This is a genomic window from Terrimonas sp., from assembly GCF_003075435.1.
GTDB lineage: Bacteria > Bacteroidota > Bacteroidia > Chitinophagales > Chitinophagaceae > Agriterribacter.
This window is the reverse complement of the sequence record NZ_QCZJ01000003.1, coordinates 253,977-271,448: the sequence shown is the minus strand read 5'-3', so window position 1 is coordinate 271,448 and position 17,472 is coordinate 253,977. Positions and strand designations below refer to the sequence as shown.

Sequence of the window (17,472 nt, the reverse complement as noted above, 5' to 3'; positions counted from 1 at the left end):
TCAAAAAATATTTGATTTTTTGAAGACTGTCCACCAGTATAATCATTCAGGAATGAAGATTTTTTGATCGATGGCAATTAATACCAGATCAAAATTAAGAAACAAAATTACCTGGCATTCAATATTTATATTATTTTACATTTGTTCCTGAACAGGAAACGCCCTGGACGCTTTATGAAATCAAGAATTTACGCAATACTGGTTATCAGTGCCTTTGTAATCCCGTCACTTTATTATATAATTATCGGAAGAGAATCATTTCCCTTTTCGCAGGCTCCTATGTTTGGGCATTATATTGGAAAAGAAACGAACTTTTACGATTTTAAATATTTTTTGGTAAAGGATACTTCTGAACAGGAAATATATCCTGACAGTTATGGTGGCTTTTTTTCTAAGATCGCTATAAAAAGATACTTCTTTAACAATGTATATGTTTCTGTAGAAAAAATATCCCCTTTTGGCTATATAAAAAATGATAATAAGGAAATGTTTGAAAACAGAATGAGTCGTTTTTTTACAGCTTATTTCCAGTCTCACAACCAAGATACTACAAGCAAAATCCGTTTGGACGTATATAATTACAACAGGAATGGTGAATTTAAGCAAAAGCATACTATAGGCTATTATGATATCACCAATCATAATTTTATACACACATGGAAGTGAATACAATAAGTCAGCAAAAAAGTAATTTTTTTGAACGATATTTTTTTTCAAAATCCAGGTATCCCAATATTGGTTTAATCCGGTTATTGCTAATTGCGCTCTGTATGCTTCAGGTATTCAGGAATTACAGGTTCCTGGACGTATTTGTCTCTATTGACCCGGTTAGAGATGCATTACACCTTCCCAGTACTTTAATCGGACTGTTTCATCTTCCATTTCCAATACAAAAAGAATATCTGTCTCTTTTTGTGATTGCATTTTATACTGCTGGTTTTTTTGCCATGCTGGGCATCTTTACAAGAGTTTCAGTTTTTATTTTCAGCATAATGTTGTTATACATTATCGATATACAGGCCGCAAGGGGTGTTTTTGATCATGAATATACACTTACCGGGTTGGTATTGTTAGTTATGACATTCATACCGGGTACAGGTAATTTTTCTGTTGACCGGTTTATTTCCTGGAAAAGGAATAAAGCAAAATATAGTAATACATCATTCCTCGAGGCGATGATAGGCAATCCCGAATATGTTTGGGGATACAAGCTTATTCTTATACTTGCCGCATGCACATATTTCACTTCCGGGCTTTCAAAAATCCGGTGGGGAGGACTTGCATGGTTAGATGGGCAAACACTTACTTATTATCTTGATGGAAGCGCCAGCCCTTTTACCCCGGGAGAAAAACCAATGTTTATCAGCCCGCCAAACGTTAAGGAAGAAGAAAAATGGAAAGATGGTTTTGGAATTTATAGTTATTCATACGGAAACCGGCAGCAAAGCCCTTTCTGGAGAAGTACCGGAAATGCTCTAGCCGCAAGTCCAAAACTTATGATGTTCATTGCTGCAAGTGTCGTAATTTTTGAGTTGCTTGGATTTTTATTATTGTTTGAAGGATGGAGCAGGGTAATTTATCTTATTGGTGCGATAATTATGCACAGGTCTATTGGCTTCCTGATGAACCTTCCTTTTCTCAGTTTTCAACTATTATGCTTTTTACTTATTGATTGGCACTGGGTATACCAGCATTTGGGTAAACGGTTGCAGTTAATGATTGACAAATTATTCAAAAGATTCAAACTTCCGGCACACTAATGTAATAAGCATACGCTCAGTTACGGATTTCTTTACCGCCGGTCATTATCCTACTGTAATTCCAGCACCCAGGTAGTATTTGCAGGAACAGAGAACAGCATGGAATGAATTTCTTCGCCGGTTATAATATTCCTTGCACTTTCAAAACCTGCCAGTCTTTCTTCAAAACGTGTGGCATCTATTGATGCAGCTTGTTTATTGGTGTTGGATAGAACAGCAACAGTCTGCTTATCATCATACCTGAAATAAACATACACTCCATCTGCCGGAACAAACTGCATCAGCTTGCCGGTGGTTAAAGCAGAGGAGCTCTTCCGGTAATACGCAAGCTTTTTAATGTAGTTGAATATATCATTCTCTTTTTCGGTTCTTCCTGCAGCTGTAAATTTATTTACTGTATCTGTTTTCCATCCACCGGGGAAATCTTCCCGAACTTTCGCATCTGATGGATTTTTGAAATTCTTCATCAGTATTTCTGTGCCGTAATATAATTGTGGAATACCCCGCAATGTAAGCAGCCATGTTATAGCCGTTTTTAATTTATTATCATCTTCCCCAACTACGGAATATATTCTGTCGAGATCATGATTGTCTAAAAAAATGGCATTGCGGTATGGATCTTTGTACAATATATCCTGCACCAAAGTGGCATATAGTTTATTTACCCCTTCTGCCCAGCCGAAGGATTGATTTACACCATCCAGCATGGCAAAGTATAGCGGGAAATCTGTTACGCCCTGCAGGTTATGCTTAAACGGCACATCAATATTATTCTCGCAGAAATATGCGCTGTTGGTAACAGTTTGTACCCAGGCTTCACCAAAAACAGTTAATGAAGGGAACTCTGTTAAAAGCGCATTATTAATACGGTTCAGAAATTCTGGATTGCTGTAGAAATACGTATCAACCCGCCAGCCATCAATCCCAAATAATTCTGTACACCATATAGCATGCTGGATAAGAAAATTTGATACGACAGGATTTTCCTGGTTGAGATCAGGCATAAAGCGGGTAAACCAACCTTTGTTGCTTAGTTTCTTATCAAAAGCAGAGGCGTATGGATCAAGCATAGGCTGATCTTTATACGAAGTTTGTGTGTAGGTGGGCCATTGATTAAACCAATCATGCATTGGTGGATCAATAGCAGACCAGTGTGACGCACCAACATGATTATATACAGCATCCTGTATAATCTTTAACCCCTTGCTGTGCATCGCGTCAACCAGTTCTTTATATGCTTTATTGCCGCCAAATCTTTTGTCGATATTGTAATGATCAGTAAAGGCATAACCGTGATAAGTTGAGCGTTTTGTTCCACCCTCATCAGTAAGCGGCATATCATTTTCTATAACCGGCGTAAGCCACAAGCTTGTAACGCCAAGCTCGGTAAAATAATCCAGGTGGCTTTCTATTCCTTTTAAATCGCCACCGTGCCTTGCATACATATTGCCACGGTCGCAAACACCATCACGCATACTTTTTATTATATCATTAGTTGTATCTCCATTCGAAAAACGATCGGGCATAATAAGGTATACCAGATCTTCTGATCTTACACCACGCACCCTTGTTTTACCATTATCGTTGTTTTTTGCAAACAGTTCAAATGATACACGGTTGTTGACCTTTTTCTTTTTGATGAATTGTATTTGTAGTATGCCCGGTTTTGCATCCGGTGTAATAGTGATATCTATAGTAGCGTAATGTTTATTTTCAAGCAATAATATTTTGTTTGCAATAACACCGGGGTAATTAATGGCTATACTATCTGTGATATCTGCCTGCGAATGTATGAGCAATTGCAGGGTAGGATTTTTCATACCAACCCACCAATTGGAGGGATATACTTTTATATTCTGGGACGATGCAGCTAATGCAGTAAAAAATAAAAGAGAAAACAATAATTTCTTCATAGCAGTGATTTTATAGTACTCAGCTATCAGCAATTAGCAATCAGGTTGCAGGTTACACACTCTCACCTCCCATCCTTCACTTTCAACATTATTTGCTTCTCACCTTAAAACTCCATGTAAAAGAAAACTCAGCCACCAACTCCCCTGCTTCATTAGTACCTGTTGATTTTATGGAAATACTGTTAGTTCCGTTAGCGGCTATAGCTTCTTCAACAGCATCGCGTATAGCAATACCATCTTTACAAACAAAGGTGGTAATGTTGGTCGCTTTTTTATAATATTCAGCACTCATATCAACTATCAGCATAGATACGGAAGGCTTTCTTTTATAAATATGCGCTAATGCTAATGCGCCGGTACTCATTTCAGCAGCCATGGCCAGGCAGGCAAAATAAGTAGACTTAAAAGGGTTGGTGGAAAACCATTTGTACGGTACGATTACCACGCATTTATCTTCCGTAATAGATTTTATTCTTACCCCGGCGAAAAAAGCACTCGGGATTTTTGACAATAGAAATAACCTGAACTTAACAGGATGTTTAACCATTGATATGAATGCATTCATACGCCTGATGTTGGATTAATTTTTATACGTATCTGCATTCAATGCGGTACGGTTCCAATCTTTCAAAAAAGCAAGCACCTTATCTTTATCATAGCTTTTGCCGGCTTCAAGGTAGGCTGAATTCTGGGTATGGATCAGCTCTCCTTTATCATTCAGTATTAAAAAAACCGGGAAGCCGAAGCGTTGCGGAAATTGGTATTGTGCAAATATTTTTTCATTCTTATTTTCTTTACTATAGTTAAGGTGATATACTATGTAATCAGCCTTCAGCAATGAGTCAATCTGCGGATCAGCATGTGTAAAACGGTTAAATTCAATACACCAACTGCACCAGTTACCACCAGCCTGGATGAACACCTGCTTATTTTCCGCGTTTGCTTTTTTAACAGCATTTTCTATTGACGCCGCGGCATTTTCCTCCGGGCGATATAATAAAGGTTTAGCTGCATTATTTTGCGCATACAGTGTACCGGAAAAAAATATTGTTAAACAAAGCATGAATACTCTCATATTATTACTGCTTACTGAAATCTACAATACATGCCACTACCTGGTTATCAGTGGCAGCAGTTTGAAATTTAATAGTACCAGTTGATGTGCTTTCATAACGTACACCCGTAACCGCATTAGATCTGATGGCATTATTAACCCGTGTTCCATAATCTGTTTGCGGTTGCTGGCTGATGGTTTTATTTAAATTATACCAGTCGAGCGGCTGCTTGCTCACTATTACCGTCATTGTTTCTTTAGTGCCTACGCTATCAGGCGTCATACTTTTGTCTTTGGGAAAAAGCCTGTATCCCGCAATGCCACAAAACGGTGAATACTTTGTTTTAGTAGGGTCATCAGCATTAGGATATGGAAATAAGGCATAGCTTGTGCCATCTGTTTCCTTGCTGAAAACATAAATATAGCATTCGGCATTATTCTTTACCTCCATTTTAAATCTCGTTCCCAGGCGCACCGGCGAAACAGCTTCAAAACGATTTCCTGATGTAGCTTTCAGCGGAATATAGCCTGCCGATACCGTTTTCTTTCCATCGTACCGCACCTGTACCAAACCAATTTCGCAGGCTAAAGCCGTATTAGGTTTTGCCATAGGCTCAAGCCCGTAAGCTTCACGAACATAAGTAACAAAATCAGGATAGCGAACCCATGCAAAGCCATTATTGCCCCACTCAGGTCCCCAGCTATTCATAATTAAGAATGAACCGCCATATTTTTTATCATCATAACCAACAACACACTGTGCATGCCCGCCAAAGCCCATCATGGATGCATCGCCTGGTTCAGGAATCCATACATCTTTACCCAGCATATTCTGCATATAGCTTTGTCCAACCATCATACCTATTACCACAGGTGCGCCCTGCGAAAGATTTTCCCTGATGGCTCTTAAATCTAAATCTTCCGTATTGTCGCCTTTGGTCAACCTGTTAAAGCCCCGCATTTTATATTGGGCGGCCTGCTGTATCATGGAGTTATCCGGTTGCCTGGTACAGTTCTGGTCGGTATATGGAAATAATTCATAAGGCACGGAGCCTTGTTTGGTCATATACTCCATTGCGCGGATAATGTAAGAGCCCTGGCAACCATCTAACCCAATCTGATTATATAAAAATGCCGGACTGAATTTTAGTTGATCCGGATCCTGACCGGTGCGGGTAGCTTCAAGAATTGTTCTTGCACCAAATGCGCTGCTCCATGCTACACAACTGCCCTGCTCGCCCTGGTTGCCTACTAACGGCGCAAATTTCTGGAGGTTAGCCACCTCGGGTAACGGATTTTTAGCATCATCCGCTTCAAGCGCTTCGTATATACTGGCCCGTCCAAATTGTTTGGGATCCAGTATACCACCGGTGGAGAGTGCGCCACTGTTATCCCCTACCTGGTTCAGGATACCAGAGCACCCTCCTTTCCCCATAAAAAAATATGCACCAAGCGCCAGGGCGCCAATTACAAGAATGCCTTTAAAACCAAATATGCGTAGCAATAAAGGTATGAAAGCCAGCAAGCCGCCGCCTCCCCCGCCGCCTGGCAAACCACCGCCGCCTCGTCCACCACCGCCATCATTAAATTGTTCGGGCTGATCAGGTTGATCATCGGTCATTCTTATAGCCATAGTTATAAGTATTAAGTAACCTAAATGTAAAGAGAAATTTACTTATTTGTATCGTAAGCTTTTAACCCGCAATTCAGCCAATCCTGGTATTTCTTAACATCAGGGGTATAGCCAACCGGGTAGGTCATAAGCTTTCCATCAGGACTGAGAACTGCGTATAATGGTTGCGTTACCTGTGCGAAATTCTCTGATTGAAAAGTAGCCCACTTATCTCCTTCGGTAATGATATCTTTCTCTTTACCATCTGCTGGTTTATAAGTAAACCGGTCATTTGCAGGCAGCTTCTTCCTGTCGTCAACATATAATGATACAAGAATGAATTTTTCATTAATGAGCGATGCTATTTCAGGTTCTGTCCATACCTGTTCTTCCATCTTGCGGCAGTTAACACATGCCCAGCCGGTAAAGTCAATTAATATAGGTTTGTTTTGTGCTTTAGAAAGTTGAACGGCTTTATCAAAATCATTTATTACAACAGCCTCAACTCCTTTGTCTTTATGATAGATACTATAACTCAAAGGTGGTGGAAAGCCACTCAGCAGTTTGAGATTAGCATATGGAGTATTGGTTAACCCTGGCCCAAGGTATAAAGCAAACAGGAAAGCAGCTATACCCAATACTTTTCTGCCCGTAGAAATTTTTTGCCCTTTATAATCGTGCGGTAACCTTAGCCAGCCAAAAAGATAAGCAGCAAGACCAAGCGTTATAAGTAACCATATGCCTATAAATACTTCGCGTTTTAATAATCCCCAATGTTCTACAAGATCGGCGTTGGAAAGAAATTTAAACGCTAATGCCAGCTCAACAAATGCCAGTACTTTTTTTACCGTATCTAACCAGCCTCCGCTTTTGGGTAATGACTTTAACCAGTTGGGAAAGATGGCAAACAGCGCGAAGGGCAACGCCAGTGCTGTACCAAAACCTGCCATTCCTGCGGTAAGCGACCATGCACCGTCTGAAGCTGTTCCCACTAACAATGTTCCTAAAATAACGCCCGTGCAGGAAAATGAAACAATCACCAGCGTAAGCGCCATAAAAAAGATACCGCTTACACTGCTTAAGCCACTTTTTGAATCTACTTTTCCTGCAATACCTGACGGCAGTGTAATTTCAAAATACCCGAAGAAAGAAATAGCGAAGATGATAAATACTATAAAAAAGAAAATATTCAGCCAGGCATTGGTAGAAATATTATTAAATATTTCAGGCTGAACGTTTCCAATCAAATGAAAAGGCAGGCTTGCTAACACATAAATAAGAAAAATGAAAAAGCCATAGAGCATACCATTTTTCACTGCCTGGTTTTTATTAGCTGCACGATTGGTGAAAAATGAAACCGTAACAGGTATCATAGGAAACACACATGGTGTAAGTAATGCTATTAAGCCACCGCCTAATCCTAAAAGAAAAACGATCCATATACTTTTGCCGGTGGTATGCGCATTGCCGCAGGGTTCAGCAGGATTTTTCAAATCAATAGTGCTAAGTTTAATCTCATCCTTTGAAGATTGTTCTATCCCTCCTTCAAAAGCAACGGCTTTAGGCGCTTCATCTATTGGTAAAAATGCTGTGCTGCTCGCTGCAAAACCTTTTAATTGTACTTTAAGAGACGCCGGTACTGTTCCCTTAATAATTATTTTTTGGGTAAGCATCAATTTACCCGGCAGAAATACGGAGAATTTTTTATTATCAAATACAGGATCTGTAACCTGTGAAGAAGTAGTGCTGAATGATGCTATTCCGTCGGGAATAATATTTTCATTATCCCAAACTAACTGTAAAGCATCAATACCTGTTTCCGCATCCGTTTCCGCATATACATGCCAGCCAGGCTGTATATTTATTTCCGTGAGAATATTATAGGAGCTGTCGTTTACTTTGCCTGCTTTTACTTCCCAGTGCAAATATTCGCTTTGTGCAAGGGTAAATAAAGGAAGAAGAAGAAATATCAATCCGTGTACAAATCTTTTCATATACCAGAAATAGAAAGTATGCATTTGTAAAAATACGGATAGTTTTCTCAGGCTTATGTGCGTTGCGGCACAGATTGCGTGAAAATAAATGTAAATTCTGACAGCGGGTTTTATTCTTCAACCGGGTTCTCAACAGCTTCAGCCTCTTCTTCCCTGTTTTCATTCCATTCCACAATAAAATTATTCCGCCCCTCACCTGTTATAATATGCATGTATTTCTGCTGTATTAATTCAAGCATAGAAAGAAAAAGAAAAATAGCATGAATACGGTTTTCGCATACATCAAAAATCTTTTCGAATGTTACCGTTTTTTCGCGAAGCACCATATCAAGCATATATTCCCTGCTGCTCTCCATGGTATAGTTGTATTTGTATACAACGTGCTGCGGTTTATTATTGCGTTCGTACAGGCGCTGCATTACCTTTTCAAAAGCTTTCATCAGCTTGAACATGGTAATGGTCTGGATTTCGGTCCCTTCACCGGCTTCTTCACCCACCTGCATTATTTCTTTCTGAATATTACCGCGTTTTACCATCAGCATCCGTATGGCTTCCATCTCTGCCATTTTAGCCGACACTTCTTTAAAGCGTTTATATTCGAGAATCTTATCAATCAATTCCTGACGGGGGTCAATTTCATTGCCCTGTGCATCCAGCTCTTTACGTGGCAATAACATTTTTGCTTTAATGCGCATCAATGTTGATACAAACAGTATAAATTCACTGCTCAACTCAATATTTGTTTCTTCCGCATTATGCATATACGCCAAAAAATCATTAATGATCTTGGTGATCTGTATATCATAAATATCCAGTTCATCACGCTCTATAAAAAACAGCAGCAAATCAAAAGGGCCTTCAAACTGCGGTAACTTAATCTGGTAAGATTCTGTATTCACATTATACTTTTAAAAAGTTTACGTCCTGCATCGTTTAATAAAAACAATGCAGGACGCAACAAATGTATGAAACAAGATTAATTTTTAAACCTGTATGCCAAACCTATTCCCATCATTTCTTTTAACTGAGGCTTGGGACCACGCGGAGTCACGCCGTCTTTGTCTACCGTTTTCACATCATCATCATATATTATATCAAGTGAGAGGCTTACGGTGATCAGTTTGGTTACTTTTACCAATAATATATTAGTCAGGTATAAGTCAATGTTTTGAGGCTTTTGAAGATAATTGGAAAATAAATCCAACCGGCCCTGGTAAGAGGCGGTTTCGCTTAGTTTTGTTTTATATCCCACAGAAGCAAATGCACCAAATTCGGTTTTTATTTTCTTTCCCGGATCAACACCAAAGGCACCTACAGAAGACAATGAATCATCTGCTACGATAGTCCACCTTGCTGTAACAGGTGAAAGAGATACAGAAAAATTGTCTGAAGGCTGATAAGTAATATTGGGCGATAACAAAATATAAGCAGGAGCAAGGAAATTAGACGTTTGCACTTTTGCTTTATCTTCCGGGTAAGTATATCCTTTGGAGAATTGTGTTCTGAAATTAAACAATGCGCCTACATACCAGTTTTTAGGGCTGATCTGGTAACCATATTTAGAAAGAAAATCAATCCTGTCGTCTGATTTACGTGTTCCTAAACTGGTAGTATTTACCAGGCCATACGCAAGATCAAGCGTATTATCCCATATGTGTTTGTCTTTTTTATAAAAAGCATACAGGTTAATAAGCGATGCTATGGAAAGTGAAGATTTATCACCACCTGCAGCCCAGTTGCTGAGTGCTCCCTGGTTTATATTAACGCTTATTAAGCCGCCTTTTTTCCAAACCTGCGGAATAGTATCATTAGGATCTTTTGTAATTGTCTTGCCAGATGCGTCTTTCATTTCTTTTACTGTTGCATCCTGTGCATTAAGGTTTACACTTACTAATACAGCGGAGCATAGGAACATGCCCCATAACATTTTCTTCATAGCTAAAAATTTTGCGCAATAAAAAATAAAAATATACATAGAGCGACTTTAGTATTAAATCGCTCTACGCATAGGCAAGACTTAAAATTATGCCAGATGGTTGCCGGCGAAAATTATTTTTTTAATTCGTCGCGGATCTCCATCAATAATTTATCTGTAGAAGATGGTTCTGCAGGTGCAGGTGGGGTTTTCTTCATAACGGAATTCATTGATCTTATAATAATAAATAAAACCAATGCGATTAATATAAAATCAATAATTGCCTGTAAAAACCCTCCTATCGGGAATGTTGTTTGCCCAACAGTAAACTTAATATCAGATACTCCTCCTTTGCCAACCACCAAACTTATAATAGGCATTATGATCGTATCAGTAAGTGCTGTAACGATTTTACCAAAGGCGCCACCAATAATCACGGCAACGGCCAGGTCAACTATGTTGCCCTTCATGGCAAACTCTTTAAACTCTTTAAAAAAGCCCATAAAATTTAATTTTAGTGTTTTAAATATTTGAAGTGTCAAATATACAAATGAACAAATATGCTAATCTTTCAATACTCAGGATTTATTAACAATTAATACACGATAAATTTAAGGGAAAATTACTTTGATGCGGAAGATGATAATACCGGATATTTCATGTTAAGCCTTTTTAAAAGGTTATATACATACTTGGTGATGAGGTATTCTTTATACCAGTTTTGATCAGCAGGAATAATATGCCAGGGTATTTTATTGCAGGCTGCAAAACAATCTTCATACATTTTCACATATGTCTTCCAGAACTTTGCTTCTGCAAGATCATTTTTGTTATACTTCCACATTTTTTTGGGGTCTTGTGTTCTTTCCTGCAGGCGCTGCTCCTGTTCTCCGGGAGAAATATGCAAATAAAATTTAAGGATATGTGTATTGGCGTGTTCAGTAAGTAGTTTTTCAAAATCATTGATCGCGCTCATCCGCTTCTTTGCCGTTTTATCATCACACCATTTATGCACCCGGGTTACCAGTATATCTTCGTAATGCGATCGGTTAAACACCTGTATCATTCCTTTGGCGGGAGCATTGCTGTGCACCCTCCACAAAAAATCGTGGGATAATTCTTCTGCAGTAGGTACTTTAAATGATTTTACCGTTACACCCTGTGGATTTAGTTTCCCGAATACATCTCTGATAGTACCGTCTTTTCCACTGGCATCCATACCCTGCAGCACTATGAGTAAAGCATGTTTACTTCTGCGTATAAAAGATTCTGCAAATCATCGAGCTCCGAAAGCATACCGGCCGTCTTCATTTCCACCTTTTCCTTATCAAACTTTGCCGGAGCTTTGGTGCTGATCTTTTTTAGCTTAATTGCCATATATGATCTTTTATAAGCTTGTAATAATTGCTGTATTATACAGCCATCATTTCCTTTTCCTTGGCAGTAAGATGCTTATCAATAAGCGCGGTATATTTATCTGTAAGCTGCTGAATATCTTTTTCAGCGTCTTTAGCAACATCCTCACTCAGCCCGTTCTTCTGTAATTTCTTAATATCTTCAATACTATCCCTCCGGATATTCCTTATGGCTACTTTTGAATGTTCTCCTTCGGCATTTACTTTTTTAACCAGTTCCTTTCTGCGTTCTTCTGTAAGAGGGGGTAAAAATATACGAATAATAACTCCGTCATTTTGAGGAGTAACACCAATATTAGCGGCTATAATAGAACGCTCAATCGGCTGAAGCATGTTTTTTTCCCAGGGCTGAATTGTCAAAGTGCGTGCATCCGCTACCGTTATATTACCCACCTGGCTGATAGGTGTTGGTGCTCCGTAATAATCTACCACAAGCCCGTCAAGCATTTGAGGATTTGCTCTTCCTGCCCTGATTTTTACTAATTCCGCTTCCAAATGGCTGATAGCTTTCTTCATACTGTCTTCGCAAACATCGAAAACAAGCGATACTTCTTCTGACATACGCATTGATTTATGGGCTGCAAATCTAATGAATGGGATGCTAAAAAACTAAATACAGATAGTTGATTAGTTCTGTTCTGCTGCCTTTTTTGCCTTGGTAAGCGGTAATATTTTGGAATGAGGCTCTATCTGGATAAGATCGCCGGTGCTGCCTGTAACCACCAGTATTGGTTTTCGGTAGTAGTACGCAACAGCAAATGCGCCAAATGCACAGGCAAACAAAATACCAATAAGCAGGTTGATATTAATATCGCGAAGCATAAATGCCAGCGCTACAAAGAAAATATTAGCAAGAATCAGCGTAAGACTGACATTTTTATGATTCATTCCTCTGTCGAGCAGAATATGATGAATATGATTGCGGTCGGGACTGAATGGCGAACGGCGGCTCAATATACGGATGGAGAAAACACGCAACGTATCAAACAAAGGAATAATTAACACTGCAACGCCAATGGCCGGAGCAGCTTTGAATGACATAACCATTCCGGGGTTGCCGGCAACATCTATAAAATGAATAACAAGAATAGCGTTGATCAGCCCCAATAATAAAGAACCGGTATCGCCCATGAAAATTTTTGCAGGTGAGCGGTTAAAAATCAGGAAGGCCAATAAGCTTCCGGCCATAGCAAATGCTAATGTGGCATATTGAGGCTGCTGATTAATATAGAAGTAGGTTCCAAAGCAAAGTGTGGTAAATATGCCCAGCCCTGCGGCTAAACCATCTACCCCATCTATAAGATTAAATGAGTTGATTATTACAATAACAGTCAGATAAGTAAGCGCAAGGCTAATAGCTTCAGGTAAATCATACACACCTAAAAAACCATGCATGCTTTTAATAACCATACCTCCTTTATAAATGATCACAAAAGCAGTTACAACCTGGCCGATTAACTTTTTCATTGGGGTCAGTATCAGGATATCATCCTTTAATCCCAGGAAAAAAGTGATGAGTGCTGCCGCGAAAAAGTATTGAAAAGCAGGAGCTGAATCTAAAGGAATGGCGATAAGACATGCAATGATAAAACCAGCAAATATGCCCAGCCCGCCAAGGGACGGAACCGGTGTTACATGGATCTTTCTTGCATTGGGTACATCATACAACTTTTTAATGGTAGACACATTAATGATTACAGGTATAGCTGCATAGGTTATAATAAAAGCCAACAATGTTCCCAATAGTATAAGCTCCATTTAAAGGGTATTTAAGAGGTGCGAAAATATGACATTTCATTAACTTATGTAAACCAGCTTAAAATCAAGTGTTTTTTTGATATTCTCTAAGGGTTTTCTCTTTATATTAAACGAATCGTGTGGCTCATCTATTATAAGAGCAGTCAATTATATTTCCTTAAAAAAAGCGCTTCCCCCGATCTATTAAACAACTTTATTTTTAGCTTTGGCAGATTTAAATGAAACAATTATGCCAGAATTAAAAGACATTGCTACTCAGATAAGAAGAGATATAGTAAGAATGGTTCATGCCTGCCAAAGCGGCCACCCGGGAGGTTCATTAGGTTGTGCCGATTTTTTTACCGCTTTGTACTTTAAAATAATGAAGCATGACCCGGCTTTTAATATGGATGGCAAAGGAGAAGACCTGTTTTTTCTTTCAAATGGACATATTTCACCTGTTTTTTATGCCACACTTGCCCGCGCAGGCTATTTTCCGGTACAGGAGCTTTCAACCTTTCGTAAGCTCAACTCAAGATTACAGGGGCATCCGGCTACCCATGAGCATTTGCCCGGAATTCGTGTAGCTTCAGGCTCACTTGGGCAGGGTATGAGTGTGGCGATAGGCGCTGCCCTGGCAAAAAAATTAAATAACGATGACCGTCTTGTATATTCTTTGCATGGTGATGGTGAATTAGACGAGGGGCAGAACTGGGAAGCGATGATGTTTGCCGCACATCATAAGGTAGATAACCTTATTGCTACGGTTGACTGGAATGGTCAGCAAATTGACGGACCTACTTACCAGGTAATGTCTTTAGGCGATATCCGCCAGAAATTTGAAGCATTCGGCTGGGTTACGCTACAGGCAAATGGTAATGATATGGATGAGCTGATTGCCACGATGAATGAAGCTAAAGCACTTACCGGACAGGGAAAACCTATCGGAATTATGATGCATTCTGTTATGGGTAAAGGTGTTGACTTTATGGAAGGACACCACGAATGGCATGGTATTGCTCCTAATGATGAGCAATTAAAGAAAGCCCTGGAGCAACTGCCGGAAACGCTGGGGGATTATTAGGGAGTCAGCTTTCGGCTGTCGGCTATCAGGTATCAGCTTTCGCAAGCGTCAATGTCAATCAAATATATAAGCATATTGTCGTGAAATGTTGTGAAACGGGTTTTAACGTCTCACAACATTTTACTTTTGATATAGTATTAGTTCTGTGCATTGCAGGTTCGATGCTGACTGCTGAAAGCTGATACCTGACTGCTAATATCTCCTCCTCACCCCGCCCATCCTTCCCGGTCGAGGCTGCGGTATTGGATGGCTTCCGCCAGAAATTCAGTTTTTATATTTTCACTGGCGGATAAGTCGGCAATAGTTCTGGCTACTTTTAATATGCGGTCGTAAGCTCTTGCCGAAAGATTAAGCTTATCCATAGCGGCTTTCAGCAATTGTTGCCCTGCACTGTCAATACCGCAAATCTCTTTTAGCATTTTACTATTGATCTGGGCGTTGCAATAAATACCGGGTGTATGGGTATACCTGGTTGCCTGTATCTCCCTCGCTTTAATTACTCTTTCCCGGATAACTGAAGAATCTTCTCCCGGCTTTTGTGTAGCAAGGGCAGAAAATGCAACAGGCGTTACCTCAACATGCAGATCAATCCTGTCCAGCAAAGGCCCGGAAACTTTATTCAGGTATTTCTGCACGGCTCCCGGTGCGCAACTGCATTCTTTTTCGGGATGATTATAGAAACCGCACGGGCAGGGATTCATTGAAGCGATCAACATAAAACTTGCCGGAAAATCAATTGCCATCTTAGCTCTTGAAATCGTCACTTTTCTTTCTTCCATCGGCTGGCGCATTACTTCCAGCACTGTTCGTTTAAACTCCGGCAATTCATCTAAAAATAATACTCCGTTATGCGCTAATGAAATTTCACCGGGTTGAGGAACACCGCCTCCTCCTACCAATGCAGCATCACTAACCGTATGGTGCGGGCTCCTAAATGGTCTGCGTGATATCAATGTAGTATCTGCCGGCAGCTTGCCTGCCACACTATGTATCTTGGTTGTTTCCAAAGCCTCCTGCAAAGTAAGTGGCGGCAAAATGGAAGGCAAGCGTTTTGCAAGCATTGTTTTACCGGCACCCGGCGGACCTATCAGTATAGCATTATGTCCACCGGCCGCGGTTATTTCCAATGCCCTTTTAATATTCTCCTGCCCTTTTACATCGCTGAAATCAATTTCAAACTCATATTGCGACTGGTAAAATTCTTCTTTGGTATTGATGTGAACAGGCTGCAGTGAATCTTCATCCTTAAAAAAATTGATCACCTCATCAATATGACTCACACCATATACATTGAGGTTGTTTACCATTCCTGCTTCACGGCAGTTTTGTTTGGGCAATATCAATCCTTTAAATTTTTCTTTGCGTGCTGTAATGGCAATAGGTAATGCGCCTTTTATAGGTTGCACATTTCCATCCAGGCTTAGTTCACCCATAATAACATAGTCAGATAGTCTTTCCGCATGAGGCAATTGTTCACTGGCGCCCATAATACCCAGGGCTATAGGCAGATCAAAAGCGGTTCCGGTTTTGCGTATATCGGCAGGAGCAAGATTAACGATTACTTTTGTACGGGGCATATAACCGCCGATACTCTTCAATGTGCTTTCAATACGCTGTTCACTTTCTTTAACAGCATTATCGGGCAACCCGACCATAAAAAATTTTTGTCCGCTGGTAACATTTACTTCAATTGTAATAGTGAGGGCTTCTACTCCGTAAACGGCACTTCCAAAAGTTTTAACTAACATGCAGGTATAGGTTAGCGGTGATTGTAAGAGATGAAATTAAGGAAATAACATTATCTTTTTTTGATATTTTGAGGTTAACTGTGAATTTCTTTTTCATTACTTTAATAAGAAATATTTATAACTTGACTTTATTAGATAAGGTTAGACTTACTAACATTACACAGAAGCCTCAAGATTCCCTCATTACTCAGCCTTTTCGGAGACTAACTCTTTCGCTTAGAGGCGACCCCCAATTACACAACCATATTTTTAAAAAATTAAAACTAAAAGTATGTCAATTGACACCTTCATGGACAACAAGAATACTATGTTAAGTATTCTTGTTTTATGGAGATGGATTAAAGAGGAGATGTAATAGATAGCCCCTCAGTCCGGGGCTATTTTATTTTGACATTGTTTGCTTTAAAGCAAAATTAATTCGCAATGTGTCCTGTGAAGTATATTGCGCAATCCGATTCTATCGGGGACTTCCTATTCATATATTCTGGAAAAACAAAAATTGAATATATCCGCAAGAGAGTTTTTCAATTTGTACAGCTTACATAATTTCCCTTATTTTTACAGTTGTCTGATGACATGATGAATACAAAAAAAATAGTAAAGATCAGCCTGGCAGATGAGGTTGCTAACAGCATAAAGCAGGAAATTCTTGCGCATAAGCTCAGGCCCAACGACCAGTTGCCCACAGAAGCGGAGCTTACCAAAGTATATGGTGTCGGGCGGTCTACCTTGCGGGAAGCCGTTAAAATTTTAGTGAACTCAGGATTGATAAGAGTGCAGCACGGCATAGGCATGTTTGTGGAAGAAAAGCAAAGTCTTAAAGAACCATTCTCACAGCGTCTGCAGCGGGTAGATAATGAAGCGCTTGATGAAGTGCGCAAACTGATAGAAATGAAGATAGCAGAAAAAGCTGCCATCAAAAGAACCAAAACAGATATTAAAAAGATGAAGCAATATCTTACCGAACGATCCATTGCCGCTGACAATAATGACCTGGCAGCTTGCGTGGAAGCAGATATCGCGTTTCATCTTTCCATAGCTGCTGCTGCCAAAAATGAAATTTTGGCTGAACTGTACCAGTCGTTGTCCGCGCATTTAAAAAAATGGTTTATCGAATTATATACCGATACCAAAATTTTTAAAGATACACAACGCCTGCATGAACAATTACTGGAATGCATAATTCAGCAGGAAGCAAAAAAAGCATGGAATGCCTCTGCCAGAATAATTGAATACTAAA

General features: G+C 39.6%; 17 protein-coding genes. 4 read left to right on the top strand and 13 right to left on the bottom strand.

What is annotated here, in order from left to right:
- Positions 1 to 174 precede the first annotated feature (174 nt).
- Both DC498_RS05785 and DC498_RS05780 read left to right on the top strand, forming a co-directional pair.
- Positions 175 to 666, top strand: coding sequence for a hypothetical protein (locus DC498_RS05785; RefSeq protein ID WP_116873189.1), 492 nt, complete (start codon positions 175 to 177; stop codon positions 664 to 666).
- A gap of 104 nt (positions 667 to 770) precedes the next feature.
- Positions 771 to 1,760 carry an HTTM domain-containing protein gene (locus DC498_RS05780; protein ID WP_165813762.1) on the top strand — a complete coding sequence of 330 codons (990 nt, stop codon included), beginning with the start codon at positions 771 to 773 and terminating at the stop codon, positions 1,758 to 1,760.
- 50 nt (positions 1,761 to 1,810) lie between these two features.
- Here DC498_RS05780 and DC498_RS05775 read toward each other — a convergent pair whose 3' ends face one another.
- The 12 genes from DC498_RS05775 to DC498_RS05725 form a co-directional block, all read right to left on the bottom strand.
- Positions 1,811 to 3,673: a glycoside hydrolase family 13 protein gene (locus DC498_RS05775; RefSeq protein WP_116873187.1), complete on the bottom strand. Its 1,863-nt coding sequence runs from the start codon at positions 3,671 to 3,673 to the stop codon at positions 1,811 to 1,813.
- Positions 3,674 to 3,761: 88 nt separating this feature from the next.
- Positions 3,762 to 4,238, bottom strand: coding sequence for a PaaI family thioesterase (locus tag DC498_RS05770; protein WP_116873186.1), 477 nt, complete (start codon positions 4,236 to 4,238; stop codon positions 3,762 to 3,764).
- A 15-nt stretch (positions 4,239 to 4,253) separates the two neighbouring features.
- Complete coding sequence (locus tag DC498_RS05765) at positions 4,254 to 4,736, bottom strand: thioredoxin family protein (protein ID WP_116873185.1); 483 nt, start codon at positions 4,734 to 4,736, stop codon at positions 4,254 to 4,256.
- A gap of 16 nt (positions 4,737 to 4,752) precedes the next feature.
- Positions 4,753 to 6,360 carry a C1 family peptidase gene (locus tag DC498_RS05760; RefSeq protein ID WP_116873184.1) on the bottom strand — a complete coding sequence of 536 codons (1,608 nt, stop codon included), beginning with the start codon at positions 6,358 to 6,360 and terminating at the stop codon, positions 4,753 to 4,755.
- A gap of 38 nt (positions 6,361 to 6,398) precedes the next feature.
- A complete protein-coding gene (locus DC498_RS05755) occupies positions 6,399 to 8,333 on the bottom strand; it encodes a protein-disulfide reductase DsbD family protein (RefSeq protein WP_116873253.1) in 1,935 nt (644 codons plus the stop codon).
- Between the two features lie 110 nt (positions 8,334 to 8,443).
- Positions 8,444 to 9,232 carry a segregation and condensation protein A gene (locus DC498_RS05750; protein ID WP_116873183.1) on the bottom strand — a complete coding sequence of 263 codons (789 nt, stop codon included), beginning with the start codon at positions 9,230 to 9,232 and terminating at the stop codon, positions 8,444 to 8,446.
- A gap of 77 nt (positions 9,233 to 9,309) precedes the next feature.
- Complete coding sequence (locus DC498_RS05745; RefSeq protein WP_116873252.1) at positions 9,310 to 10,269, bottom strand: DUF3078 domain-containing protein; 960 nt, start codon at positions 10,267 to 10,269, stop codon at positions 9,310 to 9,312.
- Positions 10,270 to 10,382: 113 nt separating this feature from the next.
- Positions 10,383 to 10,751, bottom strand: a complete 369-nt coding sequence (gene mscL / locus DC498_RS05740) for a large conductance mechanosensitive channel protein MscL (RefSeq protein WP_116873182.1) — start codon at positions 10,749 to 10,751, stop codon at positions 10,383 to 10,385.
- Between the two features lie 119 nt (positions 10,752 to 10,870).
- Positions 10,871 to 11,467 (bottom strand): PPK2 family polyphosphate kinase, encoded by a 597-nt coding sequence (locus DC498_RS05735; protein ID WP_240627878.1) that lies wholly within the window; start codon positions 11,465 to 11,467, stop codon positions 10,871 to 10,873.
- An 11-nt stretch (positions 11,468 to 11,478) separates the two neighbouring features.
- Positions 11,479 to 11,625, bottom strand: a complete 147-nt coding sequence (locus tag DC498_RS26510) for a hypothetical protein (RefSeq protein WP_240627877.1) — start codon at positions 11,623 to 11,625, stop codon at positions 11,479 to 11,481.
- Between the two features lie 35 nt (positions 11,626 to 11,660).
- Complete coding sequence (frr, locus tag DC498_RS05730) at positions 11,661 to 12,224, bottom strand: ribosome recycling factor (RefSeq protein ID WP_116873181.1); 564 nt, start codon at positions 12,222 to 12,224, stop codon at positions 11,661 to 11,663.
- A 66-nt stretch (positions 12,225 to 12,290) separates the two neighbouring features.
- Positions 12,291 to 13,421, bottom strand: a complete 1,131-nt coding sequence (locus DC498_RS05725; RefSeq protein ID WP_116873180.1) for a glycosyltransferase family 4 protein — start codon at positions 13,419 to 13,421, stop codon at positions 12,291 to 12,293.
- 205 nt (positions 13,422 to 13,626) lie between these two features.
- Here DC498_RS05725 and DC498_RS05720 point away from each other — a divergent pair, with 205 nt between their 5' ends.
- Positions 13,627 to 14,484 carry a transketolase gene (locus DC498_RS05720; protein ID WP_255415825.1) on the top strand — a complete coding sequence of 286 codons (858 nt, stop codon included), beginning with the start codon at positions 13,627 to 13,629 and terminating at the stop codon, positions 14,482 to 14,484.
- 206 nt (positions 14,485 to 14,690) lie between these two features.
- Here the strand turns inward: DC498_RS05720 and DC498_RS05715 are convergent, their stop codons facing one another.
- On the bottom strand, positions 14,691 to 16,232 hold the full coding sequence (locus tag DC498_RS05715) for a YifB family Mg chelatase-like AAA ATPase (RefSeq protein WP_116873179.1): 1,542 nt from the start codon (positions 16,230 to 16,232) through the stop codon (positions 14,691 to 14,693).
- Positions 16,233 to 16,808: 576 nt separating this feature from the next.
- On the opposite strand from DC498_RS05715, the gene DC498_RS05710 reads away from it, so the two are divergent.
- Positions 16,809 to 17,471 carry a FadR/GntR family transcriptional regulator gene (locus DC498_RS05710; RefSeq protein WP_206197533.1) on the top strand — a complete coding sequence of 221 codons (663 nt, stop codon included), beginning with the start codon at positions 16,809 to 16,811 and terminating at the stop codon, positions 17,469 to 17,471.
- Position 17,472: the final 1 nt, after the last annotated feature.